Consider the following 16053-nt stretch of genomic DNA (forward strand, 5'->3'; position numbering starts at 1 on the left):
CACCGGCGCGGGCGGCCGCTCGTCAGGCCGTTAGGGTAAGGCGCGGGGAGCTCTGCGCCCCACCCGTACGGGCCTCGACCGGATGACGGCACCGAGGCCATCCGAGAGAGGACAGCACCGTGTCGGTGAACCTGGCAAAGGGCCAGAGCGTCAGCCTCCAGAAGTCCACCGGTGAGTCGCTGACCGTCGTGCGGATGGGCCTCGGCTGGAAGGCCGCCGCCCGCCGCGGCCTGTTCGGCCGCCGCACCAAGGAGGTCGACCTCGACGCCTCCGCCCTGCTCTACGCCGAGAAGACGCCCTCCGACGTGGTGTTCTTCCAGCACCTGGTGAGCAACGACGGCTCCGTCCGGCACACCGGCGACAACGTGGTCGGCGGTGTCGGCGCGGGCGGTGACGACGAGTCGATCCTGGTCGACCTGGTCCGGGTGCCGGTGCACATCACCCAGATCGTCTTCACGGTCAGCTCCTACACCGGCCAGACCTTCCAGGAGGTCGAGAACGCCCACTGCCGCCTGGTCGACGAGACCAACGGCACCGAGCTGGCCCGCTACGAGCTCGCCGGCGGCGGCGCCCACACCGGTCAGATCATGGCCAAGGTGGTCCGGGACGGCTCCGGCTGGCGGATGACCGCGATCGGCGCGCCCGCCAAGGCCCGCACCTTCCAGGACATGCTCCCCGACATCGCGCCCTTCCTCTGATCCGGCCGGCCGGCCCCGTGCGGGCCGGCCGTCGGGAGGGGAGACGACAGCGGAGAGGAACAGCGCCATGGCCGCCGAGCTCGTGCGGGGGCAGAACCTCCCGCTGCCGCACACCGGAGTGAGCATCCGGGTCACCGCGGCCGGTGGGCCGGCCGCGGTGGTCCTGCTGCTCGACGCCGACGGCCGCCTCCGCGGCCCGGGGCACCTCGCCCACCCGGGCGAGCCCGAGCTGCCGGGTGTCCGGCTGACCGGGGCGGGCGCCGGGCGGCCGGAGGTCTCCGTCGACCTCGGCGCGCTGCCCGCCGGCACCGAGCGGCTGTCGGTGGCGCTGGTCCTGCCGCCGGGCGCAGCGGCCTTCGGGGCCCTCGCCGCGCCGGTCGCTGCCGTCGCCGGGCCGGACGGCGCGGAGTTCGCCGCCTTCACCCTCACCGGGCTGGGCACCGAGACCGCCGTGACGGCCCTGGAGCTGTACCTGCGGGGCGGGGTCTGGAAGCTCCGCGCGGTCGGCCAGGGGTACGCGGGCGGCGCCGAGGCGCTGCTGCGCGACCACGGCGCGGCCGACGCCGCCGCGCTGGCGGACGCCCTGCTGCCCGTGCCGGTCGTGCCGGTCGCGCCGGTCGCTTCGGCCGGCGCCGCCCCGGCCGCGGCCACCCCGTTGAACATCGCGCACCCGCGTCGCCCCGCCCCCGGCAGCACGCCATCCCCGGTCGCGCAGGCCGCGCCGGCCGGCCCGCCGGCAGCCGGGCCGGCCACCGGCCCCGAGGCGCCGGTGGCCGGTGACGCGCCCGGCTGGACGATGGACGAGCGGCTCTACAACCAGGTCTGGGGCATCTTCGAGGACGCCGCCCGCTCCGCCGCCGCCTACCGCTCCGCCGTGGCCTACGCGGACCAGCGCCAGGACCAGGAGATCGAGGCGCTGCTCGCCGACCCGCGCGGCCGGTTCGGCGCCGACGCCGAGCTCGGCCGGATGCGGGCCAGGGCCCGCCGCGACGACCTGGAGTCCCGCGCCCGGGAGGTGCTGGAGCGCGACACCGCCCAGTTGCTGGCCGAGCTGGAGGTGGTCGAGGCGGCCATGCCCGCCCCGATGGCGGGCTGGGACGCGCCGGCCTGGGCCGACTGGCGGCCGCCGGCCGAGCCGCCGTACGGGGTGCGGATCGGCGAGCTGCACCTACCGGAGAATCCCGGGCTGCGCGTCCCGTTGCTGCTGCGCTTCCCGCTCGCCCGCGGGCTGTGGGTGGACAGCGGGGCGTCGCCGGACGGGCCCGCCGCGTCGGTCGACCGGGCCGAGCTGAAGGCCGCCGCCGGCACGCTGGCCGCGGCCACCGCGGCCCGGCTGCTGGCCTGCCACCCGCCGGGCGGGCTGCTGCTGCACACGGTGGACCCGGCCGGAGCCGCCGGCGCGGCACTCGCCCCGCTGGCGATGGCCGGGCTGCTGGCCGGCCCGCCCGCCACCGGCGCGGCCGCGATCGGCGCGCTGCTGGACTCCCTGGTCGAGCGGGTCGACCTGATGCAGATGGCCCGCCGGGCGGGTGCCGGCGACGCGCTGGGGCCGCAGGTGGACCCGGCCGCCCGGCTGCTGCTGGTGCACGACTTCCCGTACGGTTTCGACGACGGCACCGTGGCCAAGCTCCGCTACCTCTCCGAGGAGGGGCCGGAGGCCGGGGTGCACCTGCTGGTGGTGGCGGACCGGGCCGAGGCCCGGGAGTACGGCCCGGTGCTCGACCGGTTCTGGCGCGGCCTCACCCGGATGGCCCCGGTGCCCCAGGAGTACCTCGCGGACCCGTGGGTCGAGCACCTGTGGACCTACACGCCTGCCGCCCCCGCCCCCGGCACCCTTGCGTTGCCCGCCCTGCTGGAGCGGGTCGCGCAGGCGCGCCGGCCGGCCCGCTGAGGCGGGTTCCGGCCACCTTTTTACCTTCCGGGAAGATCTCTTTACCTTCTCTTGGTGTTCTTTGGTACGGTGGGTTGAAGCGGAGGGGAGTACTCCCGTCGCAGTGCGTCCGTCATCACGGCCCCCGGTCAGCCCGGGTGGCCCGGGCCACTGGTCCGCGCGCCCCACTGGTCGGGCGCGGCGGGCGGAGGAGACCTCCGGCAGACGACGTGTGTCCCGCCGACCTGCCGGAGGAGCAGCAGTGGACGTTTCCGTAGCAATGTGGGCCGGCACGATCGGGGTTCTGGTTGCCCTGATCGTGGCCGACTTCTTCATCGGCGGCCGAAAGCCGCACGAGGTGTCGATCAAGGAAGCGGGGATCTGGACGGCCGTCTGGGTCGCCCTCGCCGCGGTGTTCGGCGGCTTCCTGTGGTGGCACTCGGGTTCGCAGCCGGCCGGCGAGTTCTTCGCGGGCTACATCACCGAGAAGTCGCTGAGCGTCGACAATCTCTTCGTCTTCATCCTGATCATGGCCAAGTTCGCGGTGCCGCGGATCTACCAGCAGCGGGTGCTGATGGTCGGCGTGATCATCGCCCTGGTGCTGCGGGCGGTCTTCATCGCCGGCGGCGCGGCCCTGGTGACCACCTTCTCCTGGGTGTTCTACATCTTCGGCGCCTTCCTGATCTGGACCGCCTGGAAGCTGATCAAGGATGCCCGGGCGGACGAGGAGGACGAGGAGTTCGAGGAGAACCGGCTGCTCAAGTCGATCGAGCAGCGCTTCCCGTCGACCGACAAGTACCACGGCACCAAGCTCTTCATCCGGGAGAACGGCCGCCGGCTGATGACGCCGATGCTGATCGTGATGCTCGCGATCGGCACCACCGACGTCCTGTTCGCGCTGGACTCCATCCCCGCGATCTTCGGCCTGACCCAGGACCCGTACATCGTGTTCACCGCCAACGCCTTCGCCCTGATGGGCCTGCGCCAGCTGTACTTCCTGATCGGCGGCCTGCTGAAGAAGCTGGTCCACCTCAGCTACGGCCTGTCGGTGATCCTCGGCTTCATCGGCGTGAAGCTGGTGCTGCACGCCCTGCACGAGAGCGGCCTGCACGTGCCGGAGATCGGCATCCCGCTCTCGCTCGGCTTCATCGTGGTGGTGCTCGCCGTGACGACCGTGACCAGCCTGATCTCCTCCGAGCGGCAGCAGGAGCGCGAGCAGCTGGAGCAGCGGCAGAAGCTCGACGCCTGACCGGGCGCCGCCGCCCGGCGGCGCACCGGCGAAGGGCCCGCGACCGGAAACCCGGTCGCGGGCCCTTTCGTGTGCCTCGCCGTCCGGTCAGCCGTCCGGTCAGCCGTCCGCGGCCGTGGACGGCCCGGGCGCGGCCGGGCGGCCCGCCAGGCAGCCGGGGCAGTCGACCAGGCTCCAGTCCGCGGCGGCACGGTAGTTCCCGGTGCGGAAGTCGTCGAGGGTCAGCTCGATGCCGCACACATAGCTGGCGAGTTCGGTCTCGGCCTCGTAGTGGGTCAGGGACATGGCGGCACGCTCCCGCGGTCGGGCGGGGCCGCCGTGCCCGGGCGACCCCGCCGGATGGTCACCAGCCGCGCTCGCGCCACTCGGCGAGGTGCGGGCGCTCGGCGCCCAGGGTGGTGTCGTTGCCGTGGCCGGGGTAGACCCAGGCCTCGTCCGGAAGGGCGTCGAAGATCTTCTCGTTGACGTCCCGGAACAGGCTGGCGAAGGCCTCCGGATCCTTCCAGGTGTTGCCGACGCCGCCGGGGAAGAGGCAGTCCCCGGTGAAGACGTGCGGGTGCCCCTGCGGGTCGTCGTAGACCAGCACGATCGCGCCCGGGGTGTGCCCGACCAGGTGGCGGACGGTCAGCTCGATCCGGCCGAAGCCGAGCACCTGGCCGTCCTCCAGCGCCAGGTCGGTCGGCACCTCGATGCCCTCGGCGTCGATCCGGCCGGCCGCCGTGCGGGCGCCGGTCGCGGCGACCACCTCGGCCAGCGCCCCCCAGTGGTCCTGGTGGCGGTGGGTGGTGACCACCGTGTCCAGCCGCTCGCCCACCGTCTCCAGCAGTACCGGGGCGTCCGCCGCCGCGTCGATCAGCAGCTGGGTGTCGGTGGCCCGGCAGCGCAGCAGGTAGGCGTTGTTGTCGAAGGGGCCGACCGCCACCTTGCTGATGATGAGATGGGCCAGTTCCCGCACGTCCGGGGGACCGCCGACCTTGACCGCTCCGTGGTACGTCATCGTGCCGCTCCTCGTCTCCGATTACCGATCATCCGCATGATGCCCCGCTCAGCCCATCGCCGGCAGCCGGGGCAGCGCGGAGCGCGCGTCGGCCAGCTGCTCGCCGCCGCGGTGGACCTGCAGCCCGTCGCCGTCCGAGCGGCCGGAGAGCCAGCCGGTGAGCGCCCGCACCGGGCCCTCGACGGTCAGCCCGGGCTCGCCGACGGCCGGCCCGAGGTGCTCGCGCAGCTCGACGTCCTCGGCGACCAGCAGCGCGGACGGCAGGCCCTCGGCGGTGCGGAAGAGCTCGGCCAGCCGCGGGAACTCGGCCGTCGCGAAGGATTCCGGCCAGTGCGCGGGGGTGTGCCCGGCGGCCAGGTCGACATGGTGGTACTCGACCTCCGCGAGGCGCTTGAAGGGCAGCTGGTGGGCCGGGAAGAGGTAGCCGGCCCGGTGCCGCAGCTGCGCGTGCCAGGCCTTTGCGGGCAGCTCGGCGGCGACCGCGAGAAAGCGCTCATGGCTGTGCCGCAGGTCCGCCAGCTGCTCGTCGAGCGGGCGGGCGGCGCCGTCCCGGATGCCCTGCTCGCGGGCCTCGGTGCTGGCGTACTGGGGGATGTCCAGCCCGGTGCGGGCCGACTCCAGCAGGTTGACCAGCGAGTCCGCGTTGCGCGACAGGTGGGCCAGGACGTGGCCGCGGGTCCAGCCGGGCAGCGCGGAGGGCTCGAACACGGCCTCCGGCGCCAGCTCGGCGACGGTGCGCAGCAGCAGCTCGGTGCTCTCGGTGACCCTCCGCAGGTCGTCGGCGGCGGACCGGGCGGCGGTCCGGGCGGCGGTCGTCTCGGTCATGGGGTTGCTGGCCTCCGAATGGCGCGTTTGGGGCGTTGCCCGGGCGGGCGGTCGGTCGTTGACGGTGGTGACGCTACTCCCGAAACCATGGCTGAACAGGGGCTTCGGGCAGGTCGGCGGTGCGGTGCCGAGCGAGGCCTTCACTCGTTCGGGTGGACTGGGCTGGACGGGCTCGATAATCGAACGTCTGAGCTAGTAGGCTGCCTGCGGCAAGCTGGAAGAAACAGCCCATCTCGCACGTTGGTCCCCCTGGAGGGGACATCAAGCCACCTCTCCCCGGAGAAAGGCGCCAGAAGCAGTGGCCGACCGCCTCATCGTCCGCGGTGCTCGCGAGCACAACCTGAAGAACGTCTCGCTCGACCTGCCCCGCGACTCCCTCATCGTCTTCACGGGCCTCTCCGGGTCCGGCAAGTCCTCGCTGGCCTTCGACACGATCTTCGCCGAGGGTCAGCGCCGGTACGTCGAGTCGCTGTCCTCCTACGCCCGGCAGTTCCTGGGCCAGATGGACAAGCCCGACGTGGACTTCATCGAGGGCCTCTCGCCGGCCGTCTCGATCGACCAGAAGTCCACCAGCCGCAATCCGCGCTCCACGGTCGGCACCATCACCGAGGTCTACGACTACCTGCGGCTGCTGTTCGCCCGGATCGGCAAGCCGCACTGTCCGCACTGCGGCCGCCCGATCGCCCGGCAGTCCCCGCAGGCCATCGTCGACCGGGTGCTGGAGCTCGCCGAGGGCACCCGCTTCCAGGTGCTCAGCCCGGTGGTCCGGGAGCGCAAGGGCGAGTTCGTCGACCTCTTCGCCGACCTCCAGTCCAAGGGGTACGCCCGCGCCCGGGTGGACGGCTCGACCGTCCAGCTGACCGAGCCGCCGACACTGAAGAAGCAGGAGAAGCACACCATCGAGGTGGTCATCGACCGCCTCACCGTCAAGGAGAGCGCCAAGCGCCGGCTGACCGACTCGGTCGAGACGGCCCTCAAGCTCTCCGGCGGCATGGTGGTGCTCGACTTCGTCGACCTCCCGGAGGACGACCCGGAGCGCGAGCGGATGTTCTCCGAGCACCTCTACTGCCCGTACGACGACGTCTCCTTCGAGGAGCTGGAGCCGCGCTCCTTCTCCTTCAACTCGCCGTTCGGCGCCTGTCCGGAGTGCTCCGGCCTGGGCAACCGGATGGAGGTCGACCCGGAGCTGGTCGTGCCGGACGAGGAGAAGTCGCTGGAGGAGGGCGCGATCCACCCGTGGTCCCAGGGCCACACCAAGGAGTACTTCCAGCGGCTGGTCGACGCCCTGGCCGGCGAGCTGGGCTTCCGCACCGACCTGCCCTGGGCCGGGCTGCCGGCCCGGGCCCGCAAGGCGCTGCTGTACGGCCACAAGACCCAGGTCGAGGTCCGCTACCGCAACCGCTACGGGCGCGACCGCTCGTACACCACCTCCTTCGAGGGCGCCGTCCCGTTCGTCACCCGCCGCCACTCGGAGTCGGAGAGCGACTCCAGCCGTGAGCGGTTCGAGGGGTACATGCGCGAGGTGCCCTGCCCGGCCTGCTCCGGCACCCGGCTCAAGCCCGTCGTGCTGGCCGTGACGGTGCAGGACAGGTCGATCGCCGACGTCGCCGCGATGTCGATCAGCGACTGCGCCGAGTTCCTCGGGGCGATGCGGCTGACGGCGCGGGACAAGCAGATCGCCGAGCGGGTGCTCAAGGAGGTCAACGAGCGGCTGCGGTTCCTGGTCGATGTCGGCCTGGACTACCTCTCGCTCAACCGCGCGGCCGGCACCCTGTCCGGCGGCGAGGCCCAGCGGATCCGGCTGGCCACCCAGATCGGCTCCGGCCTGGTCGGTGTGCTGTACGTGCTCGACGAGCCGTCGATCGGCCTGCACCAGCGCGACAACCACCGCCTGATCGAGACCCTGGTCCGGCTGCGGGACATCGGTAACACCCTGATCGTGGTCGAGCACGACGAGGACACCATCAAGACGGCCGACTGGGTGGTCGACATCGGCCCCGGCGCCGGCGAGCACGGCGGCAAGGTGGTCCACTCCGGCTCGCTCAAGGACCTGCTGAAGAACGGCGAGTCGCTCACCGGCCAGTACCTCTCCGGCAAGCGCGCGATCCCGATCCCCGCCGCCCGCCGCCCGCAGGACCCGAAGCGCCGGATCACCGTGCACGGCGCCCGCGAGCACAACCTCAAGGACGTCACGGTCGGCTTCCCGCTCGGCACCTTCACGGCCGTCACGGGCGTCTCCGGCTCGGGCAAGTCGACGCTGGTCAACGACATCCTCTACACCCACCTGGCCCGCGAGCTGAACGGCGCGCGCAGCGTCCCCGGCCGGCACACCCGGATCACCGGCACCGACCTGGTGGACAAGGTGGTGCACGTGGACCAGTCGCCGATCGGCCGCACCCCGCGCTCCAACCCGGCCACCTACACCGGCGTCTTCGACCACGTCCGGCGGCTGTTCGCGGAGACCCAGGAGGCCAAGGTCCGCGGCTACCTGCCGGGCCGGTTCTCCTTCAACGTCAAGGGCGGCCGCTGCGAGAACTGCTCGGGCGACGGCACCATCAAGATCGAGATGAACTTCCTGCCGGACGTCTACGTCCCGTGCGAGGTCTGCCACGGTGCCCGGTACAACCGGGAGACCCTGGAGGTGCACTACAAGGGCAAGTCCATCGCCGAGGTGCTGGACATGCCGATCGAGGAGGCGGTCACCTTCTTCGAGGCCGTCCCGGCGATCGCCCGCCACCTGCGCACGCTGCACGACGTCGGCCTCGGCTACGTCCGGCTCGGCCAGTCCGCGCCGACCCTCTCCGGCGGCGAGGCGCAGCGCGTCAAGCTCGCCTCCGAGCTGCAGAAGCGTTCCACCGGGCGGACGGTCTACGTGCTGGACGAGCCGACCACCGGTCTGCACTTCGAGGACATCAGCAAGCTGATCCGGGTGCTCGACGGGCTGGTGGAGAAGGGCAACACCGTCATCGTCATCGAGCACAACCTCGATGTGATCAAGACCGCGGACTGGGTCGTCGACATGGGCCCCGAGGGCGGCAGCGGCGGTGGCGACGTGGTCTGCGAGGGCACCCCGGAGGAGGTCGCGGCCGTCCCGGCGAGCCACACCGGCAAGTTCCTCCGCGACATCCTCGGCGACCTGCCCGTCCAGGCCTCCCCGGCCAAGGCCAAGGCGCCCGCCAAGGCATCGGCGAAGGCATCGGCCAAGGCCCCGGCGAAGGCGCCCGCCAAGCCGGTCCGCAAGCGGGCGGCGGCGGCCAAGAAGTAGCCCGCGGCGCCTGAGCGGCCCGCTCCGGGCACTCCGGGGCGGGCCGCTCAGGATCCGGGCATAGACTGCCGCCCGATCCTGCCCGCGCCGACACCGGAGCGCCCGATGCCCGAGGCCCACGAGAGCCCCGCCCCCTCCCGTCGCACCCTGCTCTGCTGCGCCGCCGCCCTCGCGGCCGGCGGCGGCACCGTCGCGCTCGCCGGCTGCTCCTCCGCGTCCTCGGACGGGGCGAAGGGCGGTTCGAGTGCCCCGGTCGAGCTGGGCGCCGCGACCGAGGTGCCGGTCGGCGGTGGCAAGGTCTACCGCGAGCAGAAGATCGTGGTCACCCAGCCCGAGGCCGGGCAGTTCAAGGCCTTCAGCGCCAAGTGCACCCACGCGGGCTGCGTGGTGGACCAGGTGAAGGGCGGTCAGATCCTCTGCCCCTGCCACGGCAGCAAGTTCGCGATCGCCGACGGCGCCGTGGCCGACGGCCCGGCGCCCACCCCGCTGCCCGCGTACGCGGTCACCGTGCAGGACGGCAAGCTGCAGGTCACCCCCGCCTGAGCCGACCGGGCCGGCGGCCGCGGGTGCTCGCACCCGGTGGGCCCGCTGCCCGCGCCCCCCACGGCTCCGGTGCCCGCACCCCCGTGGCGGGCACCGGAGCGGGCCCCGTCGTCCGGCGTCGACGTGGCTCAAGTCTGCGGGGTGCGGCCGTCGTCGCCCACGCCTTTCGACGCTGCCTTAAAGGCCCTGCTGGACGGCGGTTCGGGCGGCCGGTGAGAATGGCCGCAGCACCGGGTCGGCGACCGGCCCGCCTGGGGGAGGCACCACGTGTTACGGATCCACCTGACAGCCGACGACCTGATCCGGACCAGGTTCACGGCCACCGCCGGCCCGCTGGTCGAGACCTTCAACAGCCTCCACCTGCTCGCCGGGTGCCCCGCCGGTCTGCCCTTCCGGCCGTGGCGCAGACGGCTCCCGACCCGGCTGAGCGAGGCGAGCCGCCCGCTCTGGTCGCTGACCGGCCCGGGCCCCTGGCTGGACGTCACCGGGCTGGTCGGCAGCGACCCTGCCGTGGAGGCCGGGTTGGAGTCCCTGCTCGGCGCCCCGGACGAACTGCTGCGCAAGGAGCTGGCGCACATCACCGCGCCGCGGGCCGACCGCCGCTGGCTGACCGAGCTGAGCGATGGCGACCAGGCCGCCCGCCAGGTGCTGGTGGACTCCATGCACGCCTGCTACCGGGAGCTGATCGGTCCGCACTGGGGCCGGATGCGGGCGCACCTGGACGCCGTCCGGGCCGACTGGGCGAGGACCCTGCTGGACGGCGGCATCGAGCGGCTGCTGGAGACCTTCTGCCCGGACGTGGTGCGCTGGCGGCCCCCGGTGCTGGAGGTGCGCTTCTCCAGGGAGCTGGACCATCGCCCGGCCGGTCGCGGTCTGGTGATCACCCCGATGGTCTTCCTGCCGGGCGGCCCGGAGCTGATGATCGACCTGAGCGACGAGGCGGCGCCGGCCACCCTGCTCGTCCCCACGCTCCGCGACCCGCTGGTCGCCGCCGAGCTGTGGGCCGGGCCGGCCGAGCAGGGCGCCCGCCCGCTCGCCGCCCTGCTCGGCCGGACCAGGGCCGCCGCCCTGGGCATCCTCGCCGAGGGCTGCTCCACCACCGAGCTGGCCCGCCGGCTCGCGGTCTCGCCGGCCTCCGCCAGCCAGCACACCGCCGTGCTGCGGGACGCCAACCTGATCACCACCCGCCGCCGCGGCGGTGCGGTGCTGCACACCCTGACCCCGCTCGGCACCGATCTGCTGCACCGCGGCGCCGCCCCGGGCTGAGCGCCCGGCGGGGAAGAAGGTGCGCGAGAAGACGCGGGAGAAGTGGATCAGGCCACGGACTGTCACCGGCAATCGGTAGGGTGAATCCCATGGCTGACCCGTCCACCTACCGTCCGGCGCCCGGCGAGATCCCGGTCTCACCCGGGGTCTACAAGTTCCGTGACGCGCACGGCCGGGTCATCTACGTGGGCAAGGCGAAGAGCCTGCGCCCGCGGCTGTCCTCGTACTTCCAGGACATCGCGGGCCTGCACCCGCGGACGGCGACGATGGTCACCACCGCCGCCTCGGTGGAGTGGACGGTGGTGGGCACCGAGGTCGAGGCGCTCCAGCTGGAGTACTCCTGGATCAAGGAGTTCGACCCCCGGTTCAACGTCAAGTACCGCGACGACAAGAGCTACCCCGAGCTCGCGGTCACGCTGAACGAGGAGTTCCCCCGCGTGCAGGTGATGCGCGGGGCGCACAAGAAGGGCGTGCGCTACTTCGGTCCGTACGGTCACGCCTGGGCGATCCGCGAGACGGTGGACCTGCTGCTGCGGGTCTTCCCGGTCCGCACCTGCTCCAACGGCGTCTTCAAGCGGGCCCAGCAGGTCGGCCGCCCCTGCCTGCTCGGCTACATCGGCAAGTGCGCCGCCCCCTGCGTGGGGAAGGTCGACGCGGCCGAACACCTGGAGCTGGCCGAGGAGTTCTGCGAGTTCATGGCCGGCCGCACCGGTGGCTTCCTGCGCCGCCTGGAGCAGCAGATGCAGCAGGCCGCCGAGGAGATGGAGTACGAGCGGGCGGCCCGGCTGCGGGACGACATCGGTGCGCTCAAGCGCGCCATGGAGAAGAACGCGGTGGTCCTCGCCGACGGCACCGACGCCGACCTGTTGGCGCTCGCCGAGGACGAGTTGGAGGCCGCGGTGCAGATCTTCCACGTCCGCGGCGGCCGGGTCCGCGGCCAGCGCGGCTGGGTCACCGACAAGGTCGAGGACGTCGACACCGCCGCCCTGGTCGAGCACGCCCTCCAGCAGCTGTACGGCGCCGGCACCGAGCCGGTGCCGCGCGAGGTGCTGGTCCCGGCGCTGCCCGAGCCGGCCGAGCCGGTCCGCGAGTGGCTGTGCGGTCTGCGCGGCGGCCAGGTGGACCTGCGGGTGCCCCAGCGCGGCGACAAGAAGGACCTGATGGCCACCGTCGGCCGCAACGCCCAGCAGGCGCTGGCGCTGCACAAGACCAAGCGCGCCGCCGACCTCACCACCCGCAGTCGCGCCCTCCAGGAGATCACCGACGCGCTGGAGCTGGACTCCGTCCCGCTGCGGATCGAGTGCTTCGACATCTCGCACCTGCAGGGCGAGGACGTGGTGGCCTCGATGGTGGTCTTCGAGGACGGCCTGGCCCGCAAGAGCGAGTACCGCCGCTTCCAGATCAAGAGCTTCGCCGGGCAGGACGACGTCCGCTCGATGCACGAGGTGATCACCCGCCGGTTCCGCCGCTACCTCCAGGAGCGCGAGCAGACCGGCGAGTGGGCCGTTCCGGAGGCGGACGACGAGGGCCCGGCCGGCCCGGTCGAGGAGTCCGGCCGCCCGCGCCGCTTCGCCTACCCGCCCCAGCTGCTGGTGGTCGACGGCGGCCAGCCGCAGGTCGCCGCCGCCCGCCGGGCGCTGGACGAACTGGGCATCGACGACGTCGCGCTCTGCGGCCTGGCCAAGCGGCTGGAGGAGGTCTGGCTGCCCGGCCAGGACGACCCGGTGGTGCTGCCGCGCAGCAGCGAGGGGCTGTACCTGCTCCAGCGGGTGCGCGACGAGGCGCACCGCTTCGCCATCCGCTACCAGCGCACCAAGCGTTCCAAGCGGCTCACGGCGGGGGAGCTGGACTCCGTCCCCGGCCTCGGAGAGACTCGCCGCCAGGCCCTGCTCAAGCACTTCGGTTCGCTGAAGCGGCTGCGTGCGGCCACCGTGGACGAACTGTGCGAGGTCCCGGGCATCGGCCGCCGCACGGCGGAGACTGTTGCGGCAGCGTTGTCCTCCCGTACACCCGCCACATTCGCGGTGAACACCGCCACGGGCGAGATCATTGACGACGGTGTCGAGCCCGGCGGCGCCGGTCCGAGCACGATCGACGCGGCCCGGCCGACGCCAGCACCCCAGGAGACGCCATGACGGTCGACGTCGCCCGTCAACACCGGTGCCCGGGCATCGCCCGGCCGAGTGAGCCGGGGAAGCCCGGCGGTGCCGAGCGCGTTCTCCACAGCAGAACCACCGAGAGCGGGGAACCGAAGTGACTGTGTCCAGTACGGGCGAGGCCGCCCCGGAGCTGGTGATCATCTCCGGCATGTCCGGGGCCGGCCGTAGCACCGCCGCGAAGTGCCTGGAGGACCTGGGCTGGTTCGTGGTGGACAACCTGCCGCCGGCCCTCATCCCGACCATGGTCGACCTCGGCGCACGGTCCCAGGGCGCGGTGCCCCGGATCGGTGCCGTGGTCGACGTCCGTGGCCGGACCTTCTTCGACGACCTGCTGACCTCACTGGAGGAGTTGGAGAAGCGCGGCGTCCGGCTGCGGGTGGTCTTCCTGGAGTCCTCGGACGACGCCCTGGTGCGCCGCTTCGAGTCGGTCCGCCGCCCGCACCCGCTGCAGGCGGACGGCCGGATCGTGGACGGCATCGCGCGCGAGCGCGACCTGCTGCGCGAGCTGCGCGGTGAGGCCGACCTGGTGATCGACACCTCCAACCTCAACGTTCACCAGCTGCGCGCCAAGCTGGACGCCCAGTTCGCCGACCACGACGAGCCCGAGCTGCGGGCCACCGTGATGTCCTTCGGCTTCAAGTACGGCCTGCCGGTCGACGCCGACCTGGTGGTGGACTGCCGGTTCCTGCCCAACCCGCACTGGGTGCCCGAGCTGCGGGCCCGCACCGGCACCGACCCCGATGTGGCCGAGTACGTCTTCCAGCAGGTCGGCGCCCAGGAGTTCCTGGACGGCTACACGGACCTGCTGCGGGTCATCACCGAAGGCTATCGCCGCGAGGGAAAGCGCTATATGACTCTTGCCGTAGGCTGCACCGGTGGCAAGCACCGGAGCGTCGCCATGTCGGAGCGGCTGGCCAAGCGTCTGATCGCGGACGGGGTCGAAACGGTGCTGGTCCACCGTGACATGGGCAGGGAGTGACCGGCCGGGAGTGACAGCAGCGCCCCGTCCGTCGCTCGGAGGAGCATGAGACAGGAACATGGGGTCGGTGTGACCGGGTACTCGCCAGCGCGGCAGCTCCAGCACAGGCCCTCCGAGCGGGCCCTGGCCACCGGGCCCGCCCAGGCGGGGCAGAAGTCACGTCCGGGCGCGCCCAGAATCACCGCCCTCGGTGGCGGCCAGGGCCTGTCCGCCTCGCTCTCCGCGCTGCGCCGGCTGACCAACGAACTGACCGCCGTGGTCACCGTCGCCGACGACGGCGGCTCCAGCGGCCGGCTCCGCAGCGAGCTGGGCGTGCTGCCGCCGGGCGACCTGCGCAAGGCACTGGCGGCGCTGTGCGGGGACGACGACTGGGGCCGGACCTGGTCCGAGGTGATCCAGCAGCGCTTCACCGGCAACGGCGGGCTCGGCGGGCACGCGGTCGGCAACCTGCTGATCGTGGCGCTCTGGGAGAAGCTCGGCGATCCGGTCGAGGCGCTCAACTGGGTCGGCCGGCTGCTGAACGTGCAGGGTCGGGTACTGCCGATGTCGGCCGTCCCGCTGGACATCGAGGCCCAGGTCCGCGGCCACGACCCGGCCCGCCCGGCCGAGGTCACCGCCGTCCGCGGCCAGGCCAGCGTCGCTGTCACCCCCGGCACGGTGCTCTCCATCAGCCTGCTGCCGGACGGCCCGCCGGCCGTCCCGGAGGCCGTCTCGGCGGTGCAGGAGGCGGACTGGGTGGTGCTCGGCCCCGGATCCTGGTTCACCAGCGTGCTGCCGCACCTGCTGGTGCCGGAGCTCGCCGCCGCCCTCACCGAGACCCGGGCCCGCCGCCTGCTCACCCTCAACCTGGCACCCCAGCCGGGCGAGACCGAGGGGTTCACCCCGCAGCGCCACCTGGAGGTGATCGCCGACCACGCCCCCGAGCTGGCCGTCGACGCGATCCTGGTGGACGAGCGCGCGGTCACCGGCGGGGCCTTCGGCCAGGCCGACCTGGCCGGCCTGGAGAAGGCGGCCGAGCGGATGGGCGCCGCACTGGTGCTCGACCGGGTCGCCCGGGCGGACGGCTCGCCGCGACACGACCCGGAGCTCTTGGCGGCTGCGTACGACCGGATTTTCCGGACACATGGAAGGATCGGCCCATGGCGATGACGGCAGCGGTCAAGGATGAAATCAGCCGGCTCCCCGTCACCCGTGCCTGCTGCCGTAAGGCGGAGGTCTCGGCGATCCTGCGTTTCGCGGGCGGACTGCACATCGTGAGCGGTCGCATCGTGATCGAGGCGGAGCTGGACACCGGCATTGCGGCGCGGCGGCTGCGCAAGGACCTGCTGGAGATCTTCGGGCACTCCTCGGATCTGGTGGTGATGGCCCCCGGCGGGCTGCGCCGCGGCAGCCGGTACGTGGTGCGGGTGGTGAAGGACGGCGAACTGCTGGCTCGGCAGACCGGGCTGGTGGACGGCAGGGGAAGGCCGATCAGGGGTCTGCCCCCGGCGGTGGTCTCGGGCGCGACCTGCGACGCGGAGGCCGCCTGGCGCGGCGCCTTCCTGGCGCACGGCTCGCTGACCGAGCCCGGCAGGTCCTCCTCCCTGGAGATCACCTGCCCCGGCTCCGAGGCGGCGCTGGCCCTGGTCGGCGCGGCCCGCCGGCTCGGCATCCCGGCCAAGGCCCGCGAGGTCCGCGGGGTGGACCGGGTGGTGATCCGGGACGGTGACGCGATCGGCGCCCTGCTCACCAGGCTCGGCGCGCACGAGTCGGTGCTGGCCTGGGAGGAGCGCCGGATGCGCCGCGAGGTGCGGGCCACGGCCAACCGGCTGGCCAACTTCGACGACGCCAACCTGCGCCGCTCGGCCCGGGCGGCGGTCGCGGCCGGCGCCCGGGTGCAGCGCGCGCTGGAGATCCTCGGCGAGGAGGTGCCCGAGCACCTGGCGGCCGCCGGCCAGCTGCGGATGCAGCACAAGCAGGCCTCGCTGGAGGAGCTCGGCGCACTGGCCGACCCGCCGCTCACCAAGGACGCGGTGGCCGGCCGGATCCGCCGTCTGCTGGCGATGGCGGACAAGCGGGCCGCGGAGCTGGGACTGCCCAACACGGAGGCCAACCTGACCGAGGAGATGGCCCTCAGCTAGGCGCCGCCGAGGCACCGGACGACCAGGGGCGCGCGCAGCCGCGCGACCCGCTCACCCGCCGTGGTGAGCGGCTCGCGGCAAG

General features: G+C 73.0%; 13 protein-coding genes. 10 read left to right on the forward strand and 3 right to left on the reverse strand.

The window, feature by feature from the left end; translation table 11 throughout:
- Window positions 1-119 precede the first annotated feature (119 nt).
- From AB0K43_RS05230 to AB0K43_RS05240, 3 genes are all read left to right on the forward strand, one after another.
- Window positions 120-698, forward strand: a complete 579-nt coding sequence (locus AB0K43_RS05230; RefSeq protein ID WP_363635950.1) for a TerD family protein — start codon at window positions 120-122, stop codon at window positions 696-698.
- Between the two features lie 67 nt (window positions 699-765).
- The gene (locus AB0K43_RS05235) at window positions 766-2589 is read left to right on the forward strand and encodes a TerD family protein (RefSeq protein ID WP_363635952.1); all 1824 of its coding nucleotides are present in this window, start codon (window positions 766-768) and stop codon (window positions 2587-2589) included.
- Between the two features lie 241 nt (window positions 2590-2830).
- Window positions 2831-3817 carry a TerC family protein gene (locus AB0K43_RS05240; RefSeq protein ID WP_363635954.1) on the forward strand — a complete coding sequence of 329 codons (987 nt, stop codon included), beginning with the start codon at window positions 2831-2833 and terminating at the stop codon, window positions 3815-3817.
- A gap of 99 nt (window positions 3818-3916) precedes the next feature.
- Here the strand turns inward: AB0K43_RS05240 and AB0K43_RS05245 are convergent, their stop codons facing one another.
- From AB0K43_RS05245 to AB0K43_RS05255, 3 genes are read right to left on the reverse strand one after another with little or no spacing between them, the layout of a single operon-like run.
- Window positions 3917-4102 carry a hypothetical protein gene (locus AB0K43_RS05245; RefSeq protein WP_363635956.1) on the reverse strand — a complete coding sequence of 62 codons (186 nt, stop codon included), beginning with the start codon at window positions 4100-4102 and terminating at the stop codon, window positions 3917-3919.
- 58 nt (window positions 4103-4160) lie between these two features.
- On the reverse strand, window positions 4161-4814 hold the full coding sequence (locus AB0K43_RS05250; RefSeq protein ID WP_363635958.1) for an MBL fold metallo-hydrolase: 654 nt from the start codon (window positions 4812-4814) through the stop codon (window positions 4161-4163).
- 48 nt (window positions 4815-4862) lie between these two features.
- Window positions 4863-5639: a maleylpyruvate isomerase family mycothiol-dependent enzyme gene (locus AB0K43_RS05255; RefSeq protein ID WP_363635960.1), complete on the reverse strand. Its 777-nt coding sequence runs from the start codon at window positions 5637-5639 to the stop codon at window positions 4863-4865.
- A 298-nt stretch (window positions 5640-5937) separates the two neighbouring features.
- Between AB0K43_RS05255 and uvrA the strand changes: the two genes are divergently transcribed.
- From uvrA to whiA, 7 genes are all read left to right on the forward strand, one after another.
- Window positions 5938-8904: an excinuclease ABC subunit UvrA gene (gene uvrA, locus AB0K43_RS05260; protein ID WP_363635962.1), complete on the forward strand. Its 2967-nt coding sequence runs from the start codon at window positions 5938-5940 to the stop codon at window positions 8902-8904.
- A 105-nt stretch (window positions 8905-9009) separates the two neighbouring features.
- Window positions 9010-9447 (forward strand): Rieske (2Fe-2S) protein, encoded by a 438-nt coding sequence (locus tag AB0K43_RS05265; RefSeq protein WP_363635964.1) that lies wholly within the window; start codon window positions 9010-9012, stop codon window positions 9445-9447.
- A 267-nt stretch (window positions 9448-9714) separates the two neighbouring features.
- Window positions 9715-10713: a winged helix-turn-helix domain-containing protein gene (locus AB0K43_RS05270; RefSeq protein ID WP_363635966.1), complete on the forward strand. Its 999-nt coding sequence runs from the start codon at window positions 9715-9717 to the stop codon at window positions 10711-10713.
- An 89-nt stretch (window positions 10714-10802) separates the two neighbouring features.
- Window positions 10803-12848 (forward strand): excinuclease ABC subunit UvrC, encoded by a 2046-nt coding sequence (gene uvrC / locus AB0K43_RS05275; protein ID WP_363635968.1) that lies wholly within the window; start codon window positions 10803-10805, stop codon window positions 12846-12848.
- 124 nt (window positions 12849-12972) lie between these two features.
- Window positions 12973-13851, forward strand: a complete 879-nt coding sequence (gene rapZ / locus AB0K43_RS05280; RefSeq protein ID WP_363636274.1) for an RNase adapter RapZ — start codon at window positions 12973-12975, stop codon at window positions 13849-13851.
- Window positions 13852-13896: 45 nt separating this feature from the next.
- Window positions 13897-15000 (forward strand): uridine diphosphate-N-acetylglucosamine-binding protein YvcK, encoded by a 1104-nt coding sequence (gene yvcK, locus AB0K43_RS05285; RefSeq protein ID WP_363635970.1) that lies wholly within the window; start codon window positions 13897-13899, stop codon window positions 14998-15000.
- Window positions 14991-15971: a DNA-binding protein WhiA gene (gene whiA, locus AB0K43_RS05290; protein ID WP_253794268.1), complete on the forward strand. Its 981-nt coding sequence runs from the start codon at window positions 14991-14993 to the stop codon at window positions 15969-15971. Before yvcK ends, whiA begins: the two co-directional genes overlap by 10 nt.
- The last annotated feature ends 82 nt before the right edge of the window (window positions 15972-16053 follow it).

Origin of the sequence: Kitasatospora sp. NPDC049258 (assembly GCF_040678895.1) — a bacterium.
Lineage (GTDB): Bacteria > Actinomycetota > Actinomycetes > Streptomycetales > Streptomycetaceae > Kitasatospora.